The following is a 25104-nucleotide window of genomic DNA, read 5'->3' as shown; positions in this document are numbered from 1 at the left end:
TTATCGCCAACGCTCGCTACAGTTCTCTCGTTTACCCTACGAACCTAAGTCTAAATAGCGATTCCCCTCATTCCAGTCTAAGACTGTTTTTGCCGTGGAAAACATCCCTTTCCACGGGTTACATTCTTACACAGCAAAAATGATTTTCTACTTGCATATCGGCCCGCACAAGAGGTTAATAGAATGGCAACCTAATCTTTTATCACGCGAGGCAAGATATGAGTAAAGGACTGGATAGCAAAAAGAACAGTAAGAAGAAGCCTCTGAAAACGGCCGCAGAAAAACGCGCCGACAAAAGAGCAAAAAAACCACAAGCTGATATTACCTGAGTCCTAATATTACCCAAGTAATCTGTCATGCCGATCGGGTAAACCCGAAAGCGGGTTTACCCTCATAACCGCAGTTGCTAGCCCTTATTCATGACCATCCGCAACCATTTCAAGCACCATCAGCAAAAAAGCATATTCCAGCGCGATATCATCATAGCGTTTGAAGCGACCAGATTTTCCACCGTGCCCAGCATCCATATCGGTGTATAACAACACCAGACGATCGTCCGTTTTAACTTCCCGCAATTTTGCCACCCACTTTGCAGGTTCCCAATACTGAACCTGAGAGTCGTGTAACCCAGTAGTCACCAGTAAATGGGGATAGCGCTGAGCGGTCACACCGTCATAAGGGCTATATTGCTTGATGTAGTCATAATAGATTTGTTCATTCGGATCGCCCCACTCGTCATACTCTCCGGTCGTCAACGGGATAGACTCATCCAGCATTGTCGTCAGCACATCAACGAATGGAACCTGAGCAACGACGCCCTTAAATAAATCGGGAGCCATGTTCACTACCGCGCCCATTAATAGTCCGCCCGCACTGCCCCCCATGGCGAACATGTTGTCCCTATCGCCATAGCCTTTTTCTATCAATGCCTGAGACACATCGATGAAATCCGTGAAGGAATGCATCTTATTGAGCAACCGACCATCGTCATACCACCGCTGACCCAGTTCACCACCGCCACGAATGTGCGTTAAGGCAAAAACGAACCCTCTATCCAGCAAGCTCAGACGGCTAACGCTGAAATCTGGCTCCATGCTATTTCCATAGGCACCATAACCGTAAACCAGTATCGGGTTCTTACCAGGGCTGAAATGATCGCGGTGATAAACGAGGGAAACGGGTACATCGACACCGTCCCTGACGGTGATCCATAAACGTTCGCTCCGATAGTTATCCGGGGAAAAATCTTTTACCTCAGCTTGCTTAAGTAGCTGCTGTTCCCCCGAATCCAGATTCAATTCATACAGCGTGCTAGGCGTTGTCATTGATGAGTAACCATATCTCATCAATGCCGTTTCTGGCGTAGGATTGTACGACAGCCACGTCACATAGCTCGCATCATTGAAGGAGATCGTTTTTTCTTCCTGAGTATGCCAATGGATCTGACGTAATCGGGTTAAACCACGCTCTCTTTCTTCCACCACCAGCCAATCACGGAACAGTTCAAAACTCTCCAGAACACGGTGTTCACTTGGAGCAATCAGTGTTTCCAGCGTTTGTTCATCAGGCTTATCCGAACGGTAAAGGCCGAAATTTTTCCCTTCTCGGTTGGATCGCAGATAAAATCGCCCCTGATAGTGATCGATGCCATATTCATGATCTTTCCTGCGTGGAATGCATACCTGCGGCACAGCCCCTGGAATTGTCGCGTCGAGCAATAGCACCTCAGTCGTTGTAGTGCTGCTGAGATAAATAGTGATGTAGTGCTCTGATGTCGTTTTACTCAGGCTGACATAATAAGTGTCGTCTTTCTCTTCATATATCAGTTCATCTTGTGCCGGGTCGTTCCCCAAACGGTGACGGTAGACCTGATACGGCAACAGCGTTTGCTCATGTTTCCGCACGTAGTACAACACCGTCGAATCTGCCGACCATTCCGCCCCTGCGGTCACATTTTCGATCACATCAGGTAGCCACTCGCCGCTATTTAGATCGCGAAAACGAAGCGTGTACTGCCGACGGGATAAAAAATCCTCCGAGAACGCCAGTAGCGTGTTGTCAGGGCTAACCTCAAGCGTGCCGAGGCTATAAAACTCATGCCCCTCCGCACGTTGATTCCCATCCAGCAACGTTTCCCATGCGTCTGTGGCCTGCTCAGGCTGGCGCAGGTAGATGGCGTACTCTTTACCCTGCTCATAGCGACTTTGGTAGCGATAGCCTTTTCTAACATACGGCACCGACATATCCGTCGACGGAATCCGCTTGACCATTTCGTCATACAGCGACCGTTTGCGTGCTTCATGAGGTGCCATGACGGCTTCACTATAGGCATTTTCCTGCTCCAGGTAGGACAACACCTGCGGATCGGTACGCTGGTCATCACGCAGCCAGTAATAATGGTCGATACGCGTATCGCCATGTGTGCTTATCGCATGGGGCCTTTTTTCTGCTTGCGGTGTTTTCATCACGTCGGATCTCGTTGTCTTGGCATAAAATTTTCACTCTGTAAGAAGAGTGGCACGATTGCCCGGCAATGCCAAGCCACGTCCTTGTCTCTTGGTGCGCTTTTGCGTAATGCATTCCAGTGCCTGCCCTCTTTAATGCGCACGCAAACGTTTTCGTTTATACTGCGGCCATTTTTCACAACCCGATCAGGTATAAGGTTATGTTAACGATTGGAACCGCCCTGCGTGCGGATGCCACACGAGTGATGCTGCTTGGCTCCGGTGAATTAGGCAAAGAAGTGGCGATTGAGTGTCAGCGCCTTGGAATCGAAGTGATTGCGGTCGATCGCTATGCCGATGCTCCCGCTATGCAGGTTGCACATCGCAGCCACGTCATCAATATGCTGGATGGCGACGCATTAAAAGCGTTAGTTGAAGCAGAACGTCCTGATTATATCGTGCCGGAAATTGAAGCCATCGCCACCGATATGCTGGTGGCACTGGAAAAACAAGGCCACCATGTTGTCCCCTGTGCTGAAGCGACACGCCTGACGATGAACCGTGAAGGCATCCGTCGTCTGGCTGCCGAAACCCTCGGTGTGCCGACATCCACCTACCGTTTTGCCGACAGCAAAGAGAGCTTTTATCAGGCAGTAGAGGCCATTGGCTATCCCTGCATTGTGAAGCCAGTCATGAGTTCATCCGGCAAAGGGCAAAGCCTGATTCGTTCCGCTGAGCAGTTAGAGCAAGCATGGAACTACGCCCAACAGGGTGGCCGTGCAGGCAGCGGGCGCGTCATCGTTGAAGGGTTGGTAAATTTTGATTTTGAGATCACTCTGCTCACCATCCATGCGGTTGACGGCATTCATTTCTGTGCGCCAATCGGCCACAGACAGGAAGACGGTGACTATCGTGAATCCTGGCAGCCACAGCAGATGAGTGAACTGGCACGGGAACGCGCACAAAAGATGGCCAGCGATGTCGTAAAAGCGCTCGGTGGTTATGGCCTGTTCGGCGTTGAGCTGTTCGTCTGCGGTGATGACGTCATTTTTAGTGAAGTCTCCCCTCGCCCGCACGATACTGGCATGGTGACGATGATTTCTCAGGACTTGTCCGAGTTTGCGCTGCACGTTCGTGCTTTTCTGGGCCTGCCAATTGGCGCAGTTCGTCAGTATGGCGCATCGGCTTCCGCCGTGATTTTACCGGAATTGGATAGCAGCAACGTGCGTTATCAGGGACTGGAAAGCGCGCTCCTCCCTCATACGCAAATTCGCCTGTTTGGCAAACCGGATATCAGCGGCAAACGCCGTATGGGCGTTGCGTTAGCCAGTGCGGAAACCACGGACGATGCAGTGGCAATCGCCAAACGCGTCGCAGCGGGCGTAAAAGTCAGCGGCTGATACGTTCTATTGCTGACGGGTGAAATCAGACGTCTCTGACGACAGATAACACGCCTGCCATAAAAAAGGCCACTCGCAGTGAGTGGCCTTTGTCATTCAGTAACCAGCAAACTTACGCTTTTGCGCCTGCAACCGCTTCACGCGCCAGTTCAGTAATACGTGCGTAATCACCGCTTTCCAACGCATCGTTCGGCACCAGCCAAGAACCACCCACACACAGCACGCTTTTCAGCGCCAGATAATCGCGGTAGTTATTCGGCGTAATGCCACCGGTTGGGCAGAAACGGATCTGAGCAAACGGCCCCCCGATTGCCTGAAGCGCTTTCACGCCGCCGTTCGCTTCCGCAGGGAAGAATTTGAACTCGCGCAGACCGTAATCCATACCCAACATCAGTTCAGACACGGTGCTAATACCTGGAATCAACGGAATATTGCCTTCCGTTGCCGCTTTCAGCAGCGGCTCGGTCAATCCCGGACTAATGGCAAACTGCGCACCCGCGTCAACCACCGCAGCCAGTTGCTCAGGGTTTGTCACCGTACCCGCACCCACGATAGCTTCTGGTACTTCTTTGGCAATCGCACGGATCGCATCGATAGCACAGTCGGTACGCAATGTCAGTTCCAGAACGCGAACGCCGCCCGCGACTAACGCTTTTGCCATCGGCACCGCGTGTTCCAGTTTGTTGACCACAATCACAGGAACAACGGGACCCGTTGTCAAAATCTGTTCCGCGCTCGTTTTCCAGTTTTTCATCAAAAGTTATCTCCAGTCATGCCCGAAGGCATCATTAATTATATAGCGCGCCCCTGCCACAGGGATCTGCGTTGCCGCAGATGCCAACCGCACCGTAAGCCATACATTAAAACCGTGGAATGCTGGCATACTTCGGCATTCCAACTACTGACGTATTATCAAAAAATTACTCAAACTCATTCCAGGAACGACCATCGCGAGTGATCATCGCTACAGATGCCACAGGCCCCCAGCTTCCCGCCTGGTAAGGCTTCGGTGCATCGTTGTCCATCGCCCACGCATCCATGATGGAATCCACCCATTTCCAGGCTTCTTCAACTTCATCACGGCGGACGAACAGTGCCTGAATCCCGCGCATCGTTTCGAGCAGCAGACGCTCATAGGCATCTGCCAAATGCTGCTGATTAAAGGTTTCAGAGAAGCTCAAATCCAGCTTCACCGTTTGCAGGCGGTGCTTGTGCTCTAATCCTGGAATTTTATTCAGAATCTGGATTTCCACACCCTCATCCGGCTGTAAGCGAATGATCAGTTTGTTCTGCGGCAACTGCTGGTAAGAATCATGGAACAGATTCAACGCAGGATTTTTAAAGTACACCACCACTTCTGAGCACTTGGTCGGCAAGCGTTTACCCGTGCGCAGGTAGAACGGCACGCCAGACCAGCGCCAGTCATCGATGTCGACACGAATCGAGACAAAGGTTTCCGTGCTGCTGCTTTTATTCGCGCCTTCTTCTTCCAGATAGCCCGGTACTTTGTGGCCCTGAACAAAACCAGAAGTATATTGGCCGCGTACGGTGGTTTCGTGCACGTTGGAACGGTCAATACGACGCAGTGAACGCAACACTTTCACTTTTTCATCACGGATGCGGTCAGTCGTCAAATCAGACGGCGGAGACATCGCAATCATCGTCAAAATCTGTAACAGGTGATTCTGGATCATGTCGCGCATCTGGCCGGCTTTGTCAAAATAGCCCCAGCGCCCTTCAATCCCGACTTCTTCCGCTACCGTAATCTGTACATGGTCGATCGTCCGGTTGTCCCAGTTTGAGGAGAACAACGAGTTGGCAAAGCGCAGCGCCAACAGGTTTAGTACGGTTTCTTTACCCAGATAGTGGTCGATGCGGTAAACCTGGCATTCATTAAAGAATTCCGCGACCTGATCGTTAATCACACGCGAGGACGCCAAATCGGTACCCAGCGGTTTTTCCATCACCACGCGTGCCGGGTCTTTATTCAGCTCTGCGGCTCCCAACCCTTTGCAAATCGCGCCAAATGTGCTGGGCGGCATCGCAAAGTAGTTGATAGTGGTACGGTTTTTCTGGTCAAGCATCTTGCCCAGTTTGTTGAACGCTTTCGTGTCTTCCACATCGAGATTGCAGAAATCCAAACGACTGCTTAGCGTTTCCCACAACTTATCGTCGATGGCTTCTTTCATAAAGGTGTCAAGCGCTTCGCGCACGACGCGGGTATACTCCGCTTTATCCCAATCCGCACGACCCACTCCAATAATTTTGGTGTCCGCATGGATGTGCCCTGCTTTTTCCAACTGGTACAGGGAAGGCAGCAATTTACGGCGCGCCAGATCGCCCTTGGCACCGAAAATAACCAGATCGCACGCTTGGGCTGTTGAAGTTACCGCCATGTTCATCTCCTCGTTGCAGGATGCTGTAATTTTATTACAGCGCTAATGTACTCTTTTTGACTACAGCCAGTAAACCCACCATAAAAATGCCAAATAACGGGTGGTATTGACCGAAAACCACATATAAATCGGTCTGTGCCATGGTTGGAATCACGTATTGATTTGCCATAAACCGAAATTTTTCGTCGTTTTTGACAGTCGATTACTTTTCTGAAAGTTAGACACATGTCATGTTCTGGCAAAAAAAGGACCCAACTTAGCATGTTGCCCGCTGCCAACCACCACAGGGTCGTAGTATATTTTCATGACCTGCATTTTTTCACGTAATGCATGCCAGTTGTACCTTTAGTTGAAATTGGAAAAAACTTACATGGCCCTTGTCGTATGAATATGCTGGAAAAAATCCAGAGTCACTTAGAACTCTTGAGCAAATCAGAAAGAAAAGTGGCTGAAGTGATCCTGAGCACTCCGCAGACGGCCATTCACTCCAGCATCGCGACCTTGGCAAAAATGGCCGACGTCAGTGAACCAACGGTTAATCGTTTCTGTCGTCGCCTTGAAACTAAGGGTTTTCCCGATTTTAAACTACATCTGGCGCAAAGTCTGGCAAACGGTACACCGTATGTGAACCGTAACGTTGAAGAAGATGACAGCGTTGACGCCTATACCAGTAAAATTTTTGAATCCGCGATGGCGGGCTTAGAGCAGGTGAAATCCAGTCTGGATGTCACTGCCGTCAACCGCGCCGTGGATTTGCTCACGCAGGCAAAGAAAATCTCTTTCTTTGGCTTGGGTGCCTCCGCCGCCGTCGCACACGATGCGATGAACAAATTTTTCCGCTTCAATATCCCCGTCGTTTATTTCGATGACATCGTTATGCAGCGTATGAGCTGCATGAATTCCAGCGACGGCGACGTTGTCGTATTGATCTCCCATACTGGCAGAACCAAAAGTCTGGTCGAAATGGCGCAGTTGGCGCGCGAGAACGATGCAACCGTGATCGCCATTACCTCGGACGGCACGCCGCTGGCGCGTGAAGCCTCGCTAGCACTGCGGCTTGATGTACCTGAAGATACCGATGTCTATATGCCGATGGTGTCCCGTATCGCTCAGCTAACGCTGATCGATGTGCTGGCGACAGGATTTACTTTACGCCGCGGAGAAAAATTTCGTGATAACCTGAAACGGGTCAAAGAGGCCTTGCGAGAATCACGCTTTGATAAAGATGAGCGGTTGATCAATCCCTTCAGGTGATAGGTAAGTTTTAGATTGTGCTTTGTTTTTTAGTTATATTTTAAACCCTAAATAATTCGAGTTCCAGGCAGGCGGCAAGCGAGGGAGCCCCGATGAGCTTACTCAAGTAAGTGAGTCGGGTGACTGACAAATCTGCCTTTGGCTGGTTTGAACGCTGCTTGCAGCGGTTCCTACGGGGCGAGGTACACGTAAGTGTGTCGAGTAGCGTGGCCAACGCACATGCAACTTGAAGTATGACGGGTAATGAGAAATGAGCGGTATCATCTACCTGCCTCATCTCGACGTGACCAGAGACTACGGTCATGGAAAGATGACGGGGATTACCTGTACAGTATGATAATCAGACTCAACACGATGTTCGAATAACGCAGGTGAAATAGTTTTATTGTAAAGTGACATTTTACACCGTTATTCGACGCTTAATCGCAACACGACAGCTTCACAAGTGAACGGAGTTATACATGTCCAGACGGCTCAGAAGAACCAAGATTGTCACCACCCTGGGGCCCGCTACCGACCGTGATAATAATCTCGAAAAGATTATCAGTGCGGGCGCTAACGTAGTACGCATGAATTTTTCTCACGGCACAGCAGAAGACCATCAATTACGTGCCAACAAAGTTCGTGAAATTGCGGCAAAATTAGGCCGCCATGTTGCCATTCTTGGCGATCTACAGGGTCCAAAAATCCGTGTTTCTACCTTCAAAGAAGGTAAAATTTTCCTGAATGTCGGCGACAAATTCTTACTAGATGCCAATTTAGCGAAAGGCGAAGGCGATAAAGAAAAAGTCGGGATCGATTATAAAGGGTTGCCGAGCGACGTGGTGCCAGGCGATATCCTGCTATTGGATGATGGTCGGGTACAGTTGAAAGTCCTTCAGGTTGAAGGCCTGAAAGTGTATACCGAAGTCACCGTTGGTGGGCCGTTGTCTAACAACAAAGGTATCAACAAACTCGGTGGCGGCTTGTCTGCCGAAGCCCTGACGGAAAAAGATAAAGCTGACATTATTACTGCCGCAAAAATTGGCGTCGACTATCTGGCCGTCTCTTTCCCACGTACCGGCGAAGACCTCAACTACGCACGCCGACTCGCACGTGACGCTGGCTGTAACGCCAAGATCGTATCAAAAGTTGAACGTGCTGAAGCGGTTTGTTCAGATGCCGCAATGGATGACATTATTCTGGCTTCCGACGTAGTGATGGTCGCGAGGGGCGATCTGGGCGTCGAAATTGGCGACCCAGAACTGGTGGGGATTCAGAAGAAGTTGATTCGCCGCGCCCGTCAACTGAACCGTGCGGTTATTACCGCTACGCAGATGATGGAATCGATGATCACCAACCCGATGCCAACGCGCGCCGAGGTGATGGACGTCGCCAACGCCGTGCTCGATGGCACCGATGCCGTGATGCTGTCAGCAGAAACCGCTGCGGGTCAATATCCTGCGGAAACCGTCGCGGCTATGGCGAAAGTGTGTTTAGGCGCGGAGAAAATTCCAAGTATCAACGTATCCAAACACCGCCTTGACGTACAGTTTGATAACACGGAGGAATCCATTGCGATGTCTTCCATGTACGCGGCCAACCACCTGAAAGGGGTTACCGCGCTGATCGCCATGACGGAATCTGGTCGCACTGCGCTGATGATGTCCCGTATCAGTTCCGGTCTGCCAATTTTCGCCATGTCTCGTCATGAGCACACGCTGAATCTGACCGCACTGTATCGCGGCGTCACCCCTGTGCATTTCGATAGTTACACCGATGGCGTTGCCGCGGCCAATGATGCGGTGATCCGACTGCGCGATAAAGGCTTCCTGATGTCTGGGGATCTGGTCATCGTTACACAAGGTGACATCATGGGTACCGTGGGCACCACCAACACGATTCGCATTCTACGCGTGGAATAATCACTGCATGACCGATCCGCTACGCCGTGGTGGACGGTTCATTCGAGCAAAAAGCCGGACGATTTCTCGTCCGGCTTTTTTATCTATGCGGCCAGTTAGCCCGATCTTATCTACCGTATAAGCTAGTTGCGGTATAAATCATCTCGACAGTACGGTTCAATCTCACCCGGTTTGCGGGTTTTCAACAGCTTCAGAATCCAGGTGTACTGCTCAGGATTCGGTTTGACCAGAATTTCCACTTCTTCATTCATACGCCGCGCAATATATACGTCATCCGCATCCGCTAAATCGTCCATCGGCGGGCGAATAAACACATCCAGACAGCCGTCTTTAGCGTTATACACTGGGAACAGCGGCACGATATCAGCACGACACACTTTCATCAGCCGTCCGACGGCAGGCAGCGTTGCCTTATAGGTCGCGAAGAAATCAACAAACTCGCTGTGCTCAGGGCCGTGATCCTGATCGGGTAAGTAATACCCCCAGCACCCAGAGCGCACGGAACTGATAAATGGTTTAATACCATCGTTGCGGGCATGGATGCGTCCACCGAAGCGACGGCGTAACCGATTCCACCAATAATCCACCAGTGCATTCTTCTGGTTGTGGAACATCGCCGCCATACGCTGCCCGCGAGAGGTCAACAGCATCGCGGGGATATCAACGCCCCATCCATGCGGAACCAGAAAAATCACGTTCTTCTCTTGCGCTTTAATGCGCTCAAGAATGTCTTCACCATGCCAGCGCACATATTTCTCTATTTTCTTCGGGTTACGAATCCCCACTTCTACCATCATGATCATCGACTGAGGTGCCGTCGCAAACATGTCATCAATGATGGCTTCGCGCTGTGCTTCCGTTAACTCCGGCATACAATACAGCAGATTAATGCGAGCACGGCGGCGGGCACCTTTTGATATTCTCCCGACAAAACGCCCTAACCCACCCAGCACCGGATTTCTTAACCGTGCGGGAATATAGGCCGCGAGTGCCATCACACCAACGCCTAACCAAACGCCCCAATAGCGCGGATAAAAAAAGGCGCGTTGAAACTGGGGAACAAATTCAGCGTTCGATTTTTTTTCTTTTTCCATGCCTAAACTCTTCAGATCAATCAATAAACACCATCATAATTGCCGCTCAGCGTTTAGCAACACCCGCCAACAATGACGCAAAAACACGTCTGCTCGATAATAAAAAACCAAGAACCCGTGTTCGATAAAATGCTCTATAAATGAAAATGCCGGCAGCAAGCCACCGGCATAACATGCAGTCTATATCTATCCTAGATAATTCAAGTTGCATGAAGGCGGCAACCGCACACGCAGCTTGAAGTATGACGGATATCATTAATCAAACTTAAGCTGCGGTACCACTTCCTTCACCTGCGCCAGATAATCACGGCGCTCTTTACCTGCCAGCCCTTCAGAGCGCGGCAGTTGCGCGGTTAGCGGGTTAACGGCCTGCTGGTTGATCCAGAATTCGTAGTGCAGATGCGGCCCAGTGGAGCGCCCTGTATTACCAGATAACCCGATGCGATCGCCACGTTTCACTTTCTGCCCTGGCTTAACCAGAATACGATGCATGTGCATGTAGCGCGTGGTGTACTGGCGGCCGTGACGTATAGCGACATAATTCCCCGCAGCACCGCTACGCTTTGCAATCACCACTTCGCCATCCCCAACGGCCAGAACGGGTGACCCTACCGGCATAGCAAAATCGACACCTTTATGCGGTGCGACGCGCCCGGTCACCGGATTCAAACGACGTGGATTAAAGTTGGAGGAAATTCGGAACTGTTTCATGGTCGGGAAACGCATAAAGCCACGCGTCAGACCCGAACCTTCGCGATCGTAGAATTTACCGTCTTCCGCACGAATGGCGTAATAGTCTTTGCCACCGGTATTCAGGCGAACACCGACCAGCTCACTTTGTTCACTTTTGCCATCAAGCATTTCACGGGACATCAGCACAGAGAAGGTATCGTCTTTGCGTAATTTACGGAAATCCAACTGCCATTGCAGTGCTTTGATAACTTCACGCACTTCTGTGCTGGTCAAGCCAGCATTTTTTGCACTGCTGACAAAACTGCCATTCACCCGACCATTCAGTACGCTGTTGCGCCACTCGCCTTTCAGCGTTTCAATACGCTCTTTAAAATCCGTACCCACACGCTCATAAATGCGAGTTTCACGACGGGACATCTGCCAGGTCAAACTTTGCAGATCGCCGTTCTCTGCCAAATCCCAGGAGATTTGCTGACCGATTTTCAAGTTGCGCAAATCTTTATTCTGGTCTGCAAGCTGGGTGACGTCCGCGATATCAATGCCGTACTGCGTCAAAATGCTGCTTAAGGTATCGCCCGTCGAGACAATATACTCATGTACGCCGCCTTCATCGGCAGCCTTATCATCAAGCTCATCTTGCGGGATGTCATCATCAGGCGAGGGTTGATCTATCGGCTCACTGGCTTCAGGCGTCAGAGTACGCAGTTGGCTGGTTTCCAGATCGATATCTTTCACAATGACAGGTGCATCATCGACGTGGGGGTAAACAAAAGGCCGCCAAACAGCGACGGCCAATGTCACAACGGTAAGCGACCCCAGCATGACGCGATGGGGCCGTGGTAAACTGTTATACGCCAGAGCGATAGTTCGGACTATCTGCTGCACTTATTCGTATCCTCATAATTTTTCCTCCAGACAGCTCACATACTGGTTCGATAGCTGCAACAAGAAATCGGCATAGCTATCTCTACCCAGTGCAATATTGCTTCCCAATGGATCGAGCACACCCGAGCGCACGTCGGTTCCCTTGGCAACAGCATTAATAACGGCTGGCCTGAATTGTGGTTCAGCAAAAACGCATACGGCTTTGTGCTCAACCAACTGTGTTCGTATTTGATGTAAACGCTGTGCACCGGGCTGAATTTCGGGGTTAACCGTGAAGTAACCCAAGGGACTTAATCCATAGTGTTTCTCAAAATAGCCATAGGCATCATGAAACACGAAATAGCCTCTACCCTGCACAGGCGCTAGCATCTTAACAATTTTTTCATCTGCTTGTGCAATTTTATCCGTGAAATAAAGCAGATTCGCGTCTAGTTTGTCCTTATTCTGAGGCATAAGTTCCAATAATTTTGCATGAATGGCGATTGCCGCCTGTTTTGTCATCTCCGGCGATAGCCAAATGTGCATATTGTATTCACCATGATGGTGACCATCGTCGCCGTCATCATGGCTGTGCTCGTGACTTTTTTCGTGCTCATCGTGTGCCTGCTCATGGCCATCTTCATGATCGTGTTCGGCCTCTTTTTCCAGCGCAGATTTAATGCCGGGCAACGTGGAAAGCGCGATCTGCTTTGCTGGCGAAATTTTCGCTAACGGTTTCCCAAGAAAGGCTTCCATTTCCGGTCCAACCCAAATTACCAGGTCGGCAGACTGTAAACGCTGGACATCAGACGGGCGCAAGGCATAATCGTGAGGCGATGCACCATCAGGTAATAGAACCTCAGTTGGCGTCACGCCATCGGCAATCGCCGACGCAATGAATCCTAAAGGGCGAATTGACGTAATGACCGCAGCGGATGCCGCGCTGATTGACATCCCGCTTGCGAGTAGCGCGCTGGCAACAAACACACTTTTTAACCATTTTTTTTGCTGAATAGATTGCTGCATGAAAGTCGATCCCATCGATTTTTGTTGTGTTGTTTGTTATATTATAACGTTACATGAGTTATGCAAACCGAATTCTATGTCCACATTGGTATCACTTAATAATATTTCAGTTACATTTGGCAGCCGAAAGGTTCTGTCAGATATCTCTCTTACCTTGCAGGCAGGCCGAATTCTGACGCTGCTGGGGCCGAATGGCGCAGGGAAATCGACGCTGGTGCGCGTGGTATTAGGGCTACTTGCCCCCACCTCCGGTTCACTGGTGCGCGATCCTGCGCTGCGTATCGGCTACGTTCCGCAGAAGCTGCATCTGGATACCACCCTGCCCTTGACCGTCAGCCGCTTTATGCAACTGCGCCCCGGCGTAAAAAAGCAGGATATTTTACCGGCGCTCAAACGGGTTCAGGCTGCACATCTGCTGGAGCAACCGATGCAGAAGCTCTCCGGTGGCGAAACCCAGCGCGTCCTGTTGGCTCGTGCACTGCTCAACCAGCCCCAGCTTCTGGTGCTGGATGAACCGACACAGGGTGTCGACGTCAATGGGCAACTGGCGCTGTACGACCTGATTAATCAGCTACGGCAGGAATTCCACTGCGGCGTACTGATGGTGTCACACGATCTGCACTTGGTGATGGCGAAAACCGATGAAGTCCTCTGCCTTAATCAACATGTTTGCTGCTCCGGTACGCCCGAAGTGGTTTCCCTTCATCCCGAATTTTTAGCCATGTTTGGTCATCGTGGCACCGAGCAATTGGCCCTTTATCGCCATCACCATAATCATCGCCATGACCTACAAGGGCGCATCATTCTAAAAAGACAAGGGGGAAACGACGCATGATAGAGCTGCTGTTTCCCGGTTGGCTAGCGGGGATGTTACTGGCTATAGCCGCAGGCCCACTCGGCTCGTTCGTCGTCTGGCGGCGAATGTCTTACTTCGGCGATACGCTGGCGCACGCTTCATTGCTCGGCGTCGCGTTTGGTCTGCTGCTAAACATCAACCTTTTTTCTGCCGTGATTGCTGTAACGCTCATTCTGGCACTCGGATTGGTTTGGCTGGAGCGACGCCCCTATCTGGCCGTCGATACCTTACTCGGCATCATGGCACACAGTGCGCTCTCGCTGGGATTGGTTGTCGTTAGCCTGATGAACAACGTGCGCGTGGATTTGATGGCTTACCTGTTTGGCGATTTACTCTCCGTCACCACAGAAGATCTGTGGGTTATCAGCGCTGGCGTGATCGTCGTTGTCGCCGTCATGCGTTGGCAATGGCGCGCGCTGCTTTCCATGACGATTAGCCCGGAACTGGCGCACGTCGACGGCGTAAAACTCCAACGCACCAAGCTCCTTCTCATGCTGACGACTGCATTAACGATTGGCATTGCCATGAAATTTGTTGGCGCATTGATCATTACATCACTGCTGATCATTCCCGCCGCTAGCGCCAGACGTTTTGCACGGACGCCGGAACAGATGGCAAGCATCGCGATTATTGTTGGCATGATTGCCGTGACGGGCGGTTTGGCCTTCTCGGCCGGCTACAATACGCCTGCTGGGCCATCGGTGGTACTGTGCGCATCATTACTGTTTATTGTCAGTCTGGTTAAGCGCCAACCCGCTTAATCACTGGTAAAAAACCAAAAAGAAAAGCCCTTCTGATGCCGATATTCAGAAGGGCTTTATATTTTGCAGGCTGCGCGACCGGTTTCTATTTCCGGTTAGCCATATCTGGAATGATTAAATCGCCCCGTAAGACATACGAACCCAGTACATCCTGCGTTTTTTCATTGAGCCAAGACACAATTCTGGCTGCGACCGCATCCATCGAATATTCAATTGCCGGTATTGCCGGAATACCCGGAACATCGAGAGAACCGGCAAGACTGAATACCATAATGTCTTTTGGCACCGATTTATTAAACGCCTGAAGCTGTGCAATAACACGCTTGGCTTCCAGTTCATCCGCCACCAGCAACGCATTGAAATTCAGCGTCGTGCTGTTATTGAGCAGCACTTGCAGCGCTACCGACGACGATGAAGAGGCATCCATAAAAATCAGGTTGCGGTTAAACGGCAGAAAGTTATTTTCCAGCGCTCGCTTATATCCTAACAACACCTGTTCCGCCGAGCTGCTGGCGGCGGGATTAATCAGCGCGATTTGCCGTCTCCCTTGCCGAATCAGGTAATTACATGCTGTTTCTGTAGCAAAAGCATGATCGAATTGCAGGCTGTTGGTGGTATCCGCCTCCATGCAGTCGATCAGAATAATGTTCTTATCGGCCAGATTCAGAGGAAAGCGGGCACCGATGATTAAAATGTCATCACACAAACCGCTAGTCAGTTCATCCAGCACGTTCAGCACTTCCGCCCTACTGCTGGCAAACCGCAACAAGAGATGCTTTTGATGCCGACTAAAGTGTTTTTCCAGCGCATAGAGATAGCCGGTCGTCTGGTTGATGTTGTCCTGCGCGCAAATGACGCCAATACATCCGGTTGACTGACTTAACAGCGATTGAGCGATGACATTTGGCCGATATTTAAGCTCATCAACCGCTTTTAATACCGCAAGCCGGCTGGCTTCCTTTACGCCGCGTGAACCACTCAACACCCGGGAGACTGTGGCTTTGGACACCCCAGCTAAACGCGATACATCGTTGATTGTAGACATCATTTTGCCCCTGGAGAACGCTAAATCCGACTCGAAATCTGTGCACTGACCCTAAATTATATTGCCTTGCAGTATAACCGTTTCCATTCAGCATGGAAACCGATTATCCATTTAACAGCCAATAGACATTTCAGCCACTAAGATGTGATGTAAATCTAATTAATACCGCAGGAAATCGTCACACATTGACGGGCATCACAGTTCTCTTTTCTTTGCATGGAAAACGGTTTCCATATGATATCCAATCATCCTGGCAATAACTTTTTACATTCTGCTTAGAGAAAAATGCGATCCGTTGCGGAAGAAGCATAACGGTATAAGCCTATGTTCATAAAAGGTTGCAACACGCGACATTACCACCAGGCCTGTTAATACAATGGGTTATGAGATGTAATGTAGCGATAACGTACTTGATGATGATCTATCGCCGTCACGGCGATACATAAAAAGGTGTTCATATGAGTTCCTTATATCAATCAATGATTGCCGCTATCGAACAATCGATTACCCCACTGGCTGGGCGTTTAGGGCAACAAAAGTATGTGATCGCTATCCGCGATGGCTTTACCGCAGCACTCCCCTTTATGATCATCGGCTCGTTTATGTTGGTGTTTATTTTTCCCCCTTTCTCCGCCAATACCAGCGTCGGATTTGCACGCGTCTGGTTGGACTTTTCTATCACCTATCGCGAGCAATTGATGCTGCCTTTCGAGTTGAGCATGGGCATGATGACATTTTTCATCTCCGTGGGCGTGGGAGCCAGTCTGGGACGACAGCTTCAACTCGATTCCGTGATGTCTGGCCTGTTGGCATTTATGGCTTTCCTGCTCGTCGCGGCACCTTATGCAGATGACAAAATATCTACCGAGTATCTGTCAGGGCAAGGCATCTTTACCGCCTTACTTACGTCTATCTATGCCATTCGCGTTTATGCCGCTCTGAAACAGCACAACATTACGATTCGCCTGCCGAAAGAGGTGCCAACGGGAGTCGCCCGTTCATTTGAAATTCTCATTCCTGTGTTAGTGATTGTCGCCACACTGCACCCACTTAACCTCTTCGTTGAGGCGCAAACAGGCATGATCATTCCCGAAGCGATTATGCACCTGCTGGCACCGCTGGTTTCCGCCTCAGATTCTCTGCCCGCTATTCTGCTGTCCGTGCTGCTGTGCCAGCTTTTCTGGTTTTCGGGTATCCACGGTTCGCTGATTGTCACGGGCATCATGAATCCATTCTGGATGACTAACCTGGCCGTGAATCAGGCCGCGCTGGCGGCTGGTGAAGTACTGCCACATATCTATTTACAAGGATTTTGGGATCACTATCTGTTAATTGGTGGTGTCGGCTCAACGTTGCCCTTGGCATTTCTGCTGTTACGCAGCAAAGTCACGCACTTGCGCACCATCGGCAGAATGGGTGTTGTACCCAGTTTCTTTAACATCAACGAGCCGATCATGTTCGGCGCGCCGATCATCATGAACCCGATGCTGTTTCTCCCTTTCGTCTTCGTTCCGATGATCAATGCCGTACTGGCGTACACAGCAACCAAAATGGGCTGGCTGGCACAGGTCGTATCGCTCACACCATGGACGACACCGGCTCCCATTGGCGCATCGTGGGCAGCAAACTGGAGTTTCAGCCCGCTGATCATGTGCCTGCTGTGTATGGTGTTTTCCGCGCTAATGTATTTACCGTTCCTGCGTGCCTATGAACGTACGCTAATGAAAACTGAGGAACAAAAAATACAGGGCGATATTTCGCTGACGAAAACAGTGAGCAGTAATTAATGGGATTAATAAAAACAGCGATAGATATTAAATAGAAGAAAGAAAATAAAGCGTTTAGGGTCGGGATATTTTTATTATTCACTTTCATCGACCCGGACGACATTCAAGAACGCGGCATAGAAAATACGTGCTGCGAATATTCGTTCACATAAAAATAGGTCATATGATGATTACATTAGAAGATGCAGTAATGGAAATTATCGTCAATGCGGGACAGTCACGCAGTCTGTGTTTTGAGGCGCTACACGCTGCGCGTAAAGGTAACATTGATGAAGCCAAAAATCTGTTGAAGGAAGCAGATGGTTACGCGCGCAAAGCGCACCATATGCAGACCCAACTGATCGAACAGGATGCGGGAGAAGCCAGACAGCCGATGACATTAATTATGGTTCATGCTCAAGACCATTTAATGACATCACTGCTCGCCCGCGAATTATCGGAAGAGATTATTCATCTATATCAGCGGCAATAGTTCATTTTAATACCCTTATAAGGAGGGTCGATTACGTCAGTTATTTAATTACGCCATACCCGTTTAAAAAATAACAATCACCTTGTTCTGAGCGCCGTGTCATTATTCACGACAATCAGAGCGGGATGGTTATTGTCTGAAAATAACTTACCGAATTGAGATGACGATGAAAAATTGCAAAAAACTCCCCGTTACGCTGGCAGTGCTGGCCGCCCTTTGCTCCGGTTCCGCACTCGCACAAGAAACGATTACTCAGGAACAATTAGACCGAATTGTTGCTCAGGCAGTGGAAAAAGCGCTGGCAGAGCGTCAGGCTAAGTTAGACGCGATTGCCAGCAAACAGGTCGATCCGCTGACGACACCTGAGGCTCCAAAAACCCCTGACATGGCGATACCTTATGGTGTCGAATTCACTGGCTATGCACGTTACGGCGCGCAATTCCAGAGCGGTGACCAGAAGTATGTTGCGGTTGATGGTTCTTACAACGGTGGTTCCGCGCTGGGTCGTCTAGGCAACGAAGGCAACGGCGGTGAATTTCAGCTTTCCAAGGCTTTCAAAAGTAACAACGGCGCAATCTGGGATGTCGTCGTGATGATCGACCACTGGGGCGATGAAGTTAACCTGAAAAAAGCCTATGCAGGCGTCACCAACCTTTTTGCTTCTCAGCCAAATGCCTACCTTTGGGCCGGTCGTGATTTCCACCAGCGTCCACAGCAAGGCATCAACGACTACTTCTGGATGAACCACGACGGCCAGGGCGCGGGGATAAAGAATTTTGAACTCGGTGGTATTCAATTCGATGTGGCGGCCGTCGGTGCCGTGGAATCCTGTAACCCCCAAGTGTTAGCCAATAATGCGAACCCCTCACGCATCAGCTGTACCGGTGGCTCCGGCACGGGCGATAAAGGCAATTACGCCCTGACCTCCAAAGTACACGGCATCAAACTGGGGCCGTTGGATCTTGCGCTGTACGCTAACTACGGTTTTGACTCGAAAGCAGTGGATAGCGATGCACGTCTGAAAGCCTGGCAAGGCGGCGCGGTCCTGAGCCATACGGGGAAAAACAGCCTCAATCAGTTTATTACCCGCTATTCAAATAATGCGGACAACAGCGTTTACAACAAAACGGATAATCTGAAGACCTTCTATGCCAGCTTTGAAGGTAAATACAAATTCACACCGCAAACGCAGGTCGACTATCTGTTGGCCTATCACGACTACTCGAATGACTCTGCCAGTCAGGACGACCGTCGCAACTACAATGCTATCGTTCGCCCAATGTATTTCTGGAATGATGTGCATTCCACCTGGCTTGAAGCGGGCTATCAACACGTAGATTACGGTCAGGGCGGTGATAACAAAGGGTGGAAACTGACGCTTTCCCAGAATGTCTCGATCGCCATGGGACCGGAGTTCAGACCGATGCTGCGTTTCTATGTGACTGGCGGAGAAGTGGATAACAAACACACCGCGCGGACAACGACTGGCGTCAACACGCAGCTTGATTCGTTCAACGTTGGGGCAATGTGGGAAGCCTGGTTCTAACCAGATAAATTCAGGGAGACCATTTGGCCTCCCTGAATAGGGTCGATGTGGAAAAATATGCTCAGGCGATACTACTCTTCACGCGTTAAGCCAAAATGCCGATAGGCATGCTGCGTCGCCATGCGACCACGCGGTGTACGCTGAATAAACCCTTGTTGAATAAGAAACGGTTCCAATACATCTTCGATAGTTTCGCGCTCTTCGCCAATCGCTGCGGCCAAATTGTCCAGCCCGACAGGACCGCCCATGAATTTATCGATGATCGCCAACAGCAGCTTACGATCCATGTAGTCAAAACCTTCGGTATCCACCGCCAGCATATCCAACGCCTGCGTCGCTACGGCTCCGGTAATCGCACCTTCCGATTTAACCTCAGAGAAATCACGTACCCGGCGCAATAGCCGGTTAGCAATACGCGGCGTGCCACGCGCACGACGGGCCACTTCAAGGGAACCTTCCGGTGTCAGATCCAGCCCCAGGCACTGTGCGCTGCGGCCAACGATATACTGCAAATCCGCCACATTATAAAATTCCAGACGCTGCACAATGCCAAAACGATCGCGCAGCGGCGAGGTTAACGACCCCGCACGCGTCGTTGCGCCAATCAGCGTGAAAGGAGGTAAATCGAGTTTAATTGAGCGGGCCGCTGGCCCCTCGCCGATCATGATATCCAGTTGATAATCTTCCATCGCCGGATACAGCACTTCTTCCACCACAGGCGACAAGCGATGAATTTCATCGATAAACAAGACATCATGCGGTTCGAGATTGGTCAACAACGCAGCAAGGTCGCCCGCTTTTTCCAGCACCGGGCCCGACGTGGTGCGCATATTCACGCCCATCTCATTGGCGACAATATTCGCCAGCGTCGTTTTGCCCAAGCCAGGAGGACCAAAAATTAGCAGGTGATCCAGCGCATCCCCACGTTTGCGAGCGGCTTGAATGAAAATTTCCATCTGCTCACGCACCTGTGGCTGGCCCACATACTCTTTCAGCAGCTTAGGGCGCATTGCGCGGTCGAGAAATTCTTCTTCGGGAATAGCGTCAGCGGAAATTAAACGATCGGCTTCTATCATGAATACCTCACAGCGCTGCGCGCAGTGCATCCCTGATCAGGGTTTCACAGTCAGCATCAGGACGCGCGATCTTGGAAATCATACGGCTGGCTTCCTGCGGCTTATAGCCCAGCGCCACCAGCGCCGCGGCCGCTTCCGATTCGGGATCGCTGGCACGGCTTTCTGTGCTAGCTGGCGATGCCAACGGAATATCGCTGACCGGATTAAACAGATCGCCGCTCAAGCCCTTGAAGCGATCTTTCATTTCCACCACCAGGCGTTCAGCCGTTTTCTTACCGACGCCTGGGAGTTTAACCAACGCACCGATCTCTTCACGCTCGACCGCACTGACAAACTGCGTCGCCGACATGCCAGAGAGAATCGCCAGCGCCAGCTTCGGCCCAACGCCATTCACTTTAATCAGCTCGCGGAACAGTGCCCTCTCCTGCTTATCATTAAAGCCGTACAGCAGTTGCGCATCTTCGCGAACCACAAACTGGGTAAAAATAATCGCTTCCTGATTGAGTTCAGGAAGCTCGTAAAAGCACGTCATCGGCATATGGACTTCATAACCCACACCGTTAGCTTCTATCAGCACCTGCGGTGGCTGTTTTTCCAGAATAATGCCTCTGAGACGACCTATCACGTTGCGCTTCCTTTTACGTAGGGAATGAATGGCTTGAAGTATGACGAGTATATAACATAAAAAAGGCTGGATGAATATCCAGCCTCCTGTTTCAACGCAGTCGTCCTGCCAGCGGGTTAACTTTCACCGCCGCAGTTCGCAGCAGGCTCTGGTTAAAGTGGCAATGTGTAATGGCAATCGCCAAGGCATCTGCGGCATCTGCCTGCGGACTGGCCGACAGTTTCAGCAGCGAGCGCACCATGTGCTGCACCTGCTTTTTATCCGCCGCGCCCGTTCCCACCACGGTTTGCTTGACCAACCGCGCCGCGTATTCAAACACGGGTAAATCCTGATTCACACCGGCGACGATAGCCACACCGCGCGCCTGCCCCAGCTTCAAGGCCGAATCCGGGTTTTTCGCCATGAAAACCTGCTCAATCGCCATACAGTCTGGGCGAAATTGCGTAATGATTTCACTGACGCCCGCGTAAATCAGCTTAAGCCGTGTGGGCATATCATCAACCACGGTACGGATACAGCCGCTGCCGAGATACGTCAGATGACGCCCCTGCTGACGGATAATGCCATAACCCGTCACGCGCGAACCGGGGTCAATGCCGACTATGATTGTCATAGTGCTACAATTATCATCATACCGCTCCGCCGATTCGCCCGTGTGGATAGCTGTTGCTACGTTGCATTACCGACCTGCCATTACAGCAGTTCAGCCACCTCATCGGAGATCTCACCGTTGTGGTAAACCTCCTGAACATCGTCGCAGTCTTCCAGCATGTCGATCAGACGCATCAATTTCGGTGCCGTTTCTGCATCCATATCCGCTTTGGTAGACGGAATCATCGACACTTCAGCCGACTCTGCTTTCAGACCAGCTGCGTCTAATGCGTCCTTCACATCACCGAACGTTTCCCACGGCGTGAAGACGTCAATCGCACCGTCGTCATACGTCACGACATCATCAGCACCGGCTTCCAGCGCCGCATCCATCACCGCATCTTCATCCAGACCCGGCGCGTAAGAAATGACGCCTTTCTTGGTGAAGAGGTATGAAACGGAACCATCAGTCCCCAGATTACCGCCGGTTTTGGTAAACGCATGGCGCACTTCGGAAACGGTACGGTTGCGGTTGTCACTCAGGCATTCCACCATGACAGCAGTACCACCTGGGCCGTAGCCTTCATAAATGATGGTTTCCATGTTGGCATCATCATCACCGCCGACACCACGGGCAATCGCGCGGTTCAGCGTATCGCGCGTCATGTTGTTGGACAGTGCTTTATCGATCGCAGCGCGCAGACGTGGGTTAGAACCCGGATCGCCACCGCCCAAACGGGCTGCGGTTACCAGTTCGCGGATAATCTTGGTAAAGATTTTACCGCGTTTGGCGTCCTGTGCTGCTTTACGATGCTTTGTGTTAGCCCACTTACTATGACCTGCCATAAAAATCTCCGAAAAAAGCCTGTTCAGGCCGGATAAATAACAAATTCCTCAATCGCCTGCCGGTTGCTCCAGGACTTGGTCAACTGCGCCGCATGGGGCACATCCAGCCACTGGTAAGCAAGATGCTCGGATAATTGCACCTCGCGCTCAGCAGGTAACGCCAGACAAAACCAGTGTTCGGTATTGTGCGTGACCCCCGGCGCATAGCGACGTCTCAAATGAGCAAATAGCTCAAACTCAATACAGCGCTGACAGTCAAAGAGTGATAACGCTTCCGCGGATATATCAATGTTAACTTCTTCTTTGACTTCACGCTGTGCAGCATACGGCGCACTTTCCCCTTCTTCTATACTCCCCGTCACGGATTGCCAGAATTCAGGATCGTCACGCCGTTGCAACATCAGCACCCGCCCGGTGTCACGGGCATAGATCACCACCAGAACCGAAACGGGTCGCTTGTATACCATCTTATTCGTTCTCGGATTTTCCATCCTGAGCCGCTTTCCCTTTCACAACAACCGCAATGGCAAGCTCTTCCAGCGAAGCCGGGTTGGCGAAACTTGGCGCTTCCGTCATCAGACACGCCGCCGCCGTCGTTTTCGGGAAGGCGATAACGTCACGAATGTTATCGGTGCCCGTCAGCAACATCACCAGACGGTCAAGACCAAACGCCAGACCCGCGTGCGGCGGTGTACCGTATTTCAGCGCGTCCAGCAGGAAGCCAAATTTCTCACGCTGTTCTTGCTCGGTAATGCCCAGAATACCGAACACCGTTTGCTGCATTTCACCACTGTGAATACGCACGGAGCCGCCGCCCACTTCATAACCGTTAATCACCATGTCATACGCGTTGGCGATCGCCGAAACCGGGTTAGCCGCCAATTCGGAAGGCAGCATGTCGCGCGGCGCAGTAAACGGATGGTGCATCGCAGCAAGACCGCCTTCGCCATCTTCTTCAAACATCGGGAAATCGACCACCCACAGCGGTTCCCAACTGTTGTCTTTCGTCAGGCTCAGATCGCGACCCAGTTTAAGGCGCAGCGCCCCCAGCGCATCGGTCACCACTTTCGCGCTATCCGCGCCGAAGAACAGAATGTCGCCATCTTGCGCCGCAGTGCGTTCCAACAATGCAGACAGCACGTCTTCATTCAGGAATTTCGCTACCGGGCTTTGTACGCCTTCCAGCCCCTTGGCGCGCTCGTTGACCTTGATGTAGGCCAGGCCTTTCGCACCGTAGATTTCAATAAACTTGCCGTATTCATCAATCTGCTTACGGCTCAGCTGTGCGCCGCCCGGTACGCGGATCGCAGCCACGCGGCCTTTGGCGTCGTTTGCCGGGCCGGAGAACACTTTAAAGTCGATGTTTTTAACCAGGTCGGCAACGTCAACCAGTTCCAGCGGGTTGCGCAGATCGGGCTTATCGGAACCAAAACGACGCATGGCTTCTGCGAACGTCATGATCGGGAAATCGCCCAGATCGACACCTTTCACATCCAGCCACAGCTCACGCACCAGCTTCTCCATCACTTCACGCACTTGCGGCGCAGTCATGAAAGAGGTTTCCACATCGATCTGGGTAAATTCAGGCTGTCTGTCGGCGCGTAGGTCTTCGTCACGGAAGCATTTGACTACCTGATAGTAGCGGTCAAAACCGGACATCATCAGCAGCTGTTTGAACAGCTGTGGGGACTGCGGCAGCGCATAAAATTTGCCTTTATGTACGCGGCTCGGCACCAGATAGTCACGCGCGCCTTCCGGCGTCGCTTTCGTCAACATCGGGGTTTCAATGTCCAGAAAACCGTGATCGTCCATAAAGCGGCGAACAAAACTGGTGATACGAGCACGCGTTTTCAGGCGTTGCGCCATTTCAGGGCGGCGTAAATCCAGATAGCGAAATTTGAGACGCGCTTCTTCAGTGTTGGTTTGGTTGGAATCCAGCGGCAATGCCTCAGAACGGTTAACGATCGTCAGAGCATTGGCAAAAATCTCGACTTCGCCCGTCGCCATATCTTTGTTGATTTGGCTTTCTGGACGTGCACGTACCACACCGGTAAGTTGGATGCAGAACTCGTTACGCAACTCGGATGCCAGTTTAAATGCGTCCTGACGATCCGGGTCAAAGAACACTTGAACCAACCCTTCACGGTCACGCATATCAATAAAAATCAAACCACCCAGATCGCGGCGGCGGTTAACCCAACCGCACAATGTCACTTCCTGGCCCACATGGGACGAATCCAACTGCCCGCAATAATTAGTACGCATCACGATGTCCTTTTACTCATCCGCCAGCTCACACGTTTTCACGGTTGATCACGCTTCACGGTAGATCACAATGCAAAAACCGTGGCATTTTCGCTGCGCGGTATGGTTTTTCTGGGTTACTGTTCGGTGAAAAAAGGCGGCTATTATAAAGGATAATAG

The 25104-nt window shown here is 51.1% G+C and carries 21 protein-coding genes; 8 read left to right on the top strand and 13 right to left on the bottom strand.

All coding sequences use genetic code 11. The annotated features are described in order from the left end of the window. Positions 1 to 413: 413 nt before the first annotated feature. The gene (locus EDI29_RS14210; protein WP_137741404.1) at positions 414 to 2465 is read right to left on the bottom strand and encodes a S9 family peptidase; all 2052 of its coding nucleotides are present in this window, start codon (positions 2463 to 2465) and stop codon (positions 414 to 416) included. A 200-nt stretch (positions 2466 to 2665) separates the two neighbouring features. Between EDI29_RS14210 and purT the strand changes: the two genes are divergently transcribed. Then, positions 2666 to 3844, top strand: coding sequence for a formate-dependent phosphoribosylglycinamide formyltransferase (gene purT, locus EDI29_RS14205; protein WP_137741403.1), 1179 nt, complete (start codon positions 2666 to 2668; stop codon positions 3842 to 3844). Between the two features lie 112 nt (positions 3845 to 3956). On the opposite strand, the gene EDI29_RS14200 is transcribed toward purT, so the two are convergent. After that, positions 3957 to 4598: a bifunctional 4-hydroxy-2-oxoglutarate aldolase/2-dehydro-3-deoxy-phosphogluconate aldolase gene (locus EDI29_RS14200; protein WP_137741402.1), complete on the bottom strand. Its 642-nt coding sequence runs from the start codon at positions 4596 to 4598 to the stop codon at positions 3957 to 3959. A gap of 166 nt (positions 4599 to 4764) precedes the next feature. Beyond that, positions 4765 to 6240, bottom strand: a complete 1476-nt coding sequence (zwf, locus tag EDI29_RS14195) for a glucose-6-phosphate dehydrogenase (protein ID WP_137741401.1) — start codon at positions 6238 to 6240, stop codon at positions 4765 to 4767. A 384-nt stretch (positions 6241 to 6624) separates the two neighbouring features. Here zwf and EDI29_RS14190 point away from each other — a divergent pair, with 384 nt between their 5' ends. Then, positions 6625 to 7494 carry a MurR/RpiR family transcriptional regulator gene (locus tag EDI29_RS14190; protein WP_010275858.1) on the top strand — a complete coding sequence of 290 codons (870 nt, stop codon included), beginning with the start codon at positions 6625 to 6627 and terminating at the stop codon, positions 7492 to 7494. Positions 7495 to 7955: 461 nt separating this feature from the next. Continuing rightward, the gene (pyk, locus tag EDI29_RS14185; RefSeq protein ID WP_107170657.1) at positions 7956 to 9398 is read left to right on the top strand and encodes a pyruvate kinase; all 1443 of its coding nucleotides are present in this window, start codon (positions 7956 to 7958) and stop codon (positions 9396 to 9398) included. A 122-nt stretch (positions 9399 to 9520) separates the two neighbouring features. Here the strand turns inward: pyk and lpxM are convergent, their stop codons facing one another. The 3 genes from lpxM to znuA all read right to left on the bottom strand — a co-directional run bounded on the left by lpxM (position 9521) and on the right by znuA (position 13075). Next, a complete protein-coding gene (gene lpxM, locus EDI29_RS14180) occupies positions 9521 to 10492 on the bottom strand; it encodes a lauroyl-Kdo(2)-lipid IV(A) myristoyltransferase (protein ID WP_137741400.1) in 972 nt (323 codons plus the stop codon). A 255-nt stretch (positions 10493 to 10747) separates the two neighbouring features. Beyond that, a complete protein-coding gene (gene mepM, locus EDI29_RS14175) occupies positions 10748 to 12070 on the bottom strand; it encodes a murein DD-endopeptidase MepM (protein WP_137741399.1) in 1323 nt (440 codons plus the stop codon). Between the two features lie 12 nt (positions 12071 to 12082). Beyond that, on the bottom strand, positions 12083 to 13075 hold the full coding sequence (gene znuA / locus EDI29_RS14170; RefSeq protein WP_137741398.1) for a zinc ABC transporter substrate-binding protein ZnuA: 993 nt from the start codon (positions 13073 to 13075) through the stop codon (positions 12083 to 12085). A gap of 76 nt (positions 13076 to 13151) precedes the next feature. Between znuA and znuC the strand changes: the two genes are divergently transcribed. Further along, a complete protein-coding gene (gene znuC / locus EDI29_RS14165) occupies positions 13152 to 13910 on the top strand; it encodes a zinc ABC transporter ATP-binding protein ZnuC (RefSeq protein WP_137741397.1) in 759 nt (252 codons plus the stop codon). Then, the gene (znuB, locus tag EDI29_RS14160; protein ID WP_137741396.1) at positions 13907 to 14692 is read left to right on the top strand and encodes a zinc ABC transporter permease subunit ZnuB; all 786 of its coding nucleotides are present in this window, start codon (positions 13907 to 13909) and stop codon (positions 14690 to 14692) included. The genes znuC and znuB overlap by 4 nt, the downstream gene beginning before the upstream one ends. Before the next feature lie 85 nt (positions 14693 to 14777). On the opposite strand, the gene EDI29_RS14155 is transcribed toward znuB, so the two are convergent. Next, positions 14778 to 15737, bottom strand: coding sequence for a LacI family DNA-binding transcriptional regulator (locus EDI29_RS14155; RefSeq protein ID WP_137741421.1), 960 nt, complete (start codon positions 15735 to 15737; stop codon positions 14778 to 14780). A gap of 458 nt (positions 15738 to 16195) precedes the next feature. Here EDI29_RS14155 and EDI29_RS14150 point away from each other — a divergent pair, with 458 nt between their 5' ends. The 3 genes from EDI29_RS14150 to EDI29_RS14140 all read left to right on the top strand — a co-directional run bounded on the left by EDI29_RS14150 (position 16196) and on the right by EDI29_RS14140 (position 19542). Next, positions 16196 to 17524 (top strand): PTS sugar transporter subunit IIC, encoded by a 1329-nt coding sequence (locus EDI29_RS14150; RefSeq protein ID WP_137741395.1) that lies wholly within the window; start codon positions 16196 to 16198, stop codon positions 17522 to 17524. Positions 17525 to 17690: 166 nt separating this feature from the next. Next, positions 17691 to 17996, top strand: a complete 306-nt coding sequence (locus EDI29_RS14145) for a PTS lactose/cellobiose transporter subunit IIA (protein ID WP_005967750.1) — start codon at positions 17691 to 17693, stop codon at positions 17994 to 17996. Positions 17997 to 18162: 166 nt separating this feature from the next. Beyond that, positions 18163 to 19542, top strand: coding sequence for a carbohydrate porin (locus EDI29_RS14140; protein WP_137741394.1), 1380 nt, complete (start codon positions 18163 to 18165; stop codon positions 19540 to 19542). Positions 19543 to 19613: 71 nt separating this feature from the next. Here EDI29_RS14140 and ruvB read toward each other — a convergent pair whose 3' ends face one another. The 6 genes from ruvB to aspS all read right to left on the bottom strand — a co-directional run bounded on the left by ruvB (position 19614) and on the right by aspS (position 24945). Continuing rightward, positions 19614 to 20618: a Holliday junction branch migration DNA helicase RuvB gene (ruvB, locus tag EDI29_RS14135; protein ID WP_137741393.1), complete on the bottom strand. Its 1005-nt coding sequence runs from the start codon at positions 20616 to 20618 to the stop codon at positions 19614 to 19616. A 7-nt stretch (positions 20619 to 20625) separates the two neighbouring features. Further along, on the bottom strand, positions 20626 to 21243 hold the full coding sequence (gene ruvA, locus EDI29_RS14130) for a Holliday junction branch migration protein RuvA (protein ID WP_137741392.1): 618 nt from the start codon (positions 21241 to 21243) through the stop codon (positions 20626 to 20628). 91 nt (positions 21244 to 21334) lie between these two features. Then, on the bottom strand, positions 21335 to 21856 hold the full coding sequence (ruvC, locus tag EDI29_RS14125) for a crossover junction endodeoxyribonuclease RuvC (RefSeq protein ID WP_005967743.1): 522 nt from the start codon (positions 21854 to 21856) through the stop codon (positions 21335 to 21337). Positions 21857 to 21936: 80 nt separating this feature from the next. Continuing rightward, complete coding sequence (locus EDI29_RS14120; RefSeq protein ID WP_010275900.1) at positions 21937 to 22680, bottom strand: YebC/PmpR family DNA-binding transcriptional regulator; 744 nt, start codon at positions 22678 to 22680, stop codon at positions 21937 to 21939. Between the two features lie 23 nt (positions 22681 to 22703). Continuing rightward, the gene (gene nudB, locus EDI29_RS14115; protein WP_010275904.1) at positions 22704 to 23147 is read right to left on the bottom strand and encodes a dihydroneopterin triphosphate diphosphatase; all 444 of its coding nucleotides are present in this window, start codon (positions 23145 to 23147) and stop codon (positions 22704 to 22706) included. 1 nt (position 23148) lies between these two features. Further along, on the bottom strand, positions 23149 to 24945 hold the full coding sequence (aspS, locus tag EDI29_RS14110; protein WP_137741391.1) for an aspartate--tRNA ligase: 1797 nt from the start codon (positions 24943 to 24945) through the stop codon (positions 23149 to 23151). Positions 24946 to 25104: the final 159 nt, after the last annotated feature.

It is taken from the genome of Pectobacterium polonicum, assembly GCF_005497185.1.
Taxonomy (GTDB): Bacteria; Pseudomonadota; Gammaproteobacteria; order Enterobacterales; family Enterobacteriaceae; genus Pectobacterium; species Pectobacterium polonicum.
The sequence above is the reverse complement of the archived record's forward strand: the minus strand, read 5'-3'. Positions and strand labels throughout refer to the sequence as shown.

Excerpts from the sequence above, each read along its gene's own strand:
- EDI29_RS14210 (WP_137741404.1), bottom strand. The coding sequence starts at position 2,465 with ATGAAAACACCGCAAGCAGAAAAAAGGCCCCATGCGATAAGCACACAT.
- purT (WP_137741403.1), top strand. The coding sequence starts at position 2,666 with ATGTTAACGATTGGAACCGCCCTGCGTGCGGATGCCACACGAGTGATG.
- EDI29_RS14200 (WP_137741402.1), bottom strand. The coding sequence starts at position 4,598 with ATGAAAAACTGGAAAACGAGCGCGGAACAGATTTTGACAACGGGTCCC.
- zwf (WP_137741401.1), bottom strand. The coding sequence starts at position 6,240 with ATGGCGGTAACTTCAACAGCCCAAGCGTGCGATCTGGTTATTTTCGGT.
- EDI29_RS14190 (WP_010275858.1), top strand. The coding sequence starts at position 6,625 with ATGAATATGCTGGAAAAAATCCAGAGTCACTTAGAACTCTTGAGCAAA.
- pyk (WP_107170657.1), top strand. The coding sequence starts at position 7,956 with ATGTCCAGACGGCTCAGAAGAACCAAGATTGTCACCACCCTGGGGCCC.
- lpxM (WP_137741400.1), bottom strand. The coding sequence starts at position 10,492 with ATGGAAAAAGAAAAAAAATCGAACGCTGAATTTGTTCCCCAGTTTCAA.
- znuA (WP_137741398.1), bottom strand. The coding sequence starts at position 13,075 with ATGCAGCAATCTATTCAGCAAAAAAAATGGTTAAAAAGTGTGTTTGTT.
- znuC (WP_137741397.1), top strand. The coding sequence starts at position 13,152 with ATGTCCACATTGGTATCACTTAATAATATTTCAGTTACATTTGGCAGC.
- znuB (WP_137741396.1), top strand. The coding sequence starts at position 13,907 with ATGATAGAGCTGCTGTTTCCCGGTTGGCTAGCGGGGATGTTACTGGCT.
- EDI29_RS14155 (WP_137741421.1), bottom strand. The coding sequence starts at position 15,737 with ATGTCTACAATCAACGATGTATCGCGTTTAGCTGGGGTGTCCAAAGCC.
- EDI29_RS14150 (WP_137741395.1), top strand. The coding sequence starts at position 16,196 with ATGAGTTCCTTATATCAATCAATGATTGCCGCTATCGAACAATCGATT.
- EDI29_RS14145 (WP_005967750.1), top strand. The coding sequence starts at position 17,691 with ATGATTACATTAGAAGATGCAGTAATGGAAATTATCGTCAATGCGGGA.
- EDI29_RS14140 (WP_137741394.1), top strand. The coding sequence starts at position 18,163 with ATGAAAAATTGCAAAAAACTCCCCGTTACGCTGGCAGTGCTGGCCGCC.
- ruvB (WP_137741393.1), bottom strand. The coding sequence starts at position 20,618 with ATGATAGAAGCCGATCGTTTAATTTCCGCTGACGCTATTCCCGAAGAA.
- ruvC (WP_005967743.1), bottom strand. The coding sequence starts at position 21,856 with ATGACAATCATAGTCGGCATTGACCCCGGTTCGCGCGTGACGGGTTAT.
- EDI29_RS14120 (WP_010275900.1), bottom strand. The coding sequence starts at position 22,680 with ATGGCAGGTCATAGTAAGTGGGCTAACACAAAGCATCGTAAAGCAGCA.
- nudB (WP_010275904.1), bottom strand. The coding sequence starts at position 23,147 with ATGGTATACAAGCGACCCGTTTCGGTTCTGGTGGTGATCTATGCCCGT.
- aspS (WP_137741391.1), bottom strand. The coding sequence starts at position 24,945 with ATGCGTACTAATTATTGCGGGCAGTTGGATTCGTCCCATGTGGGCCAG.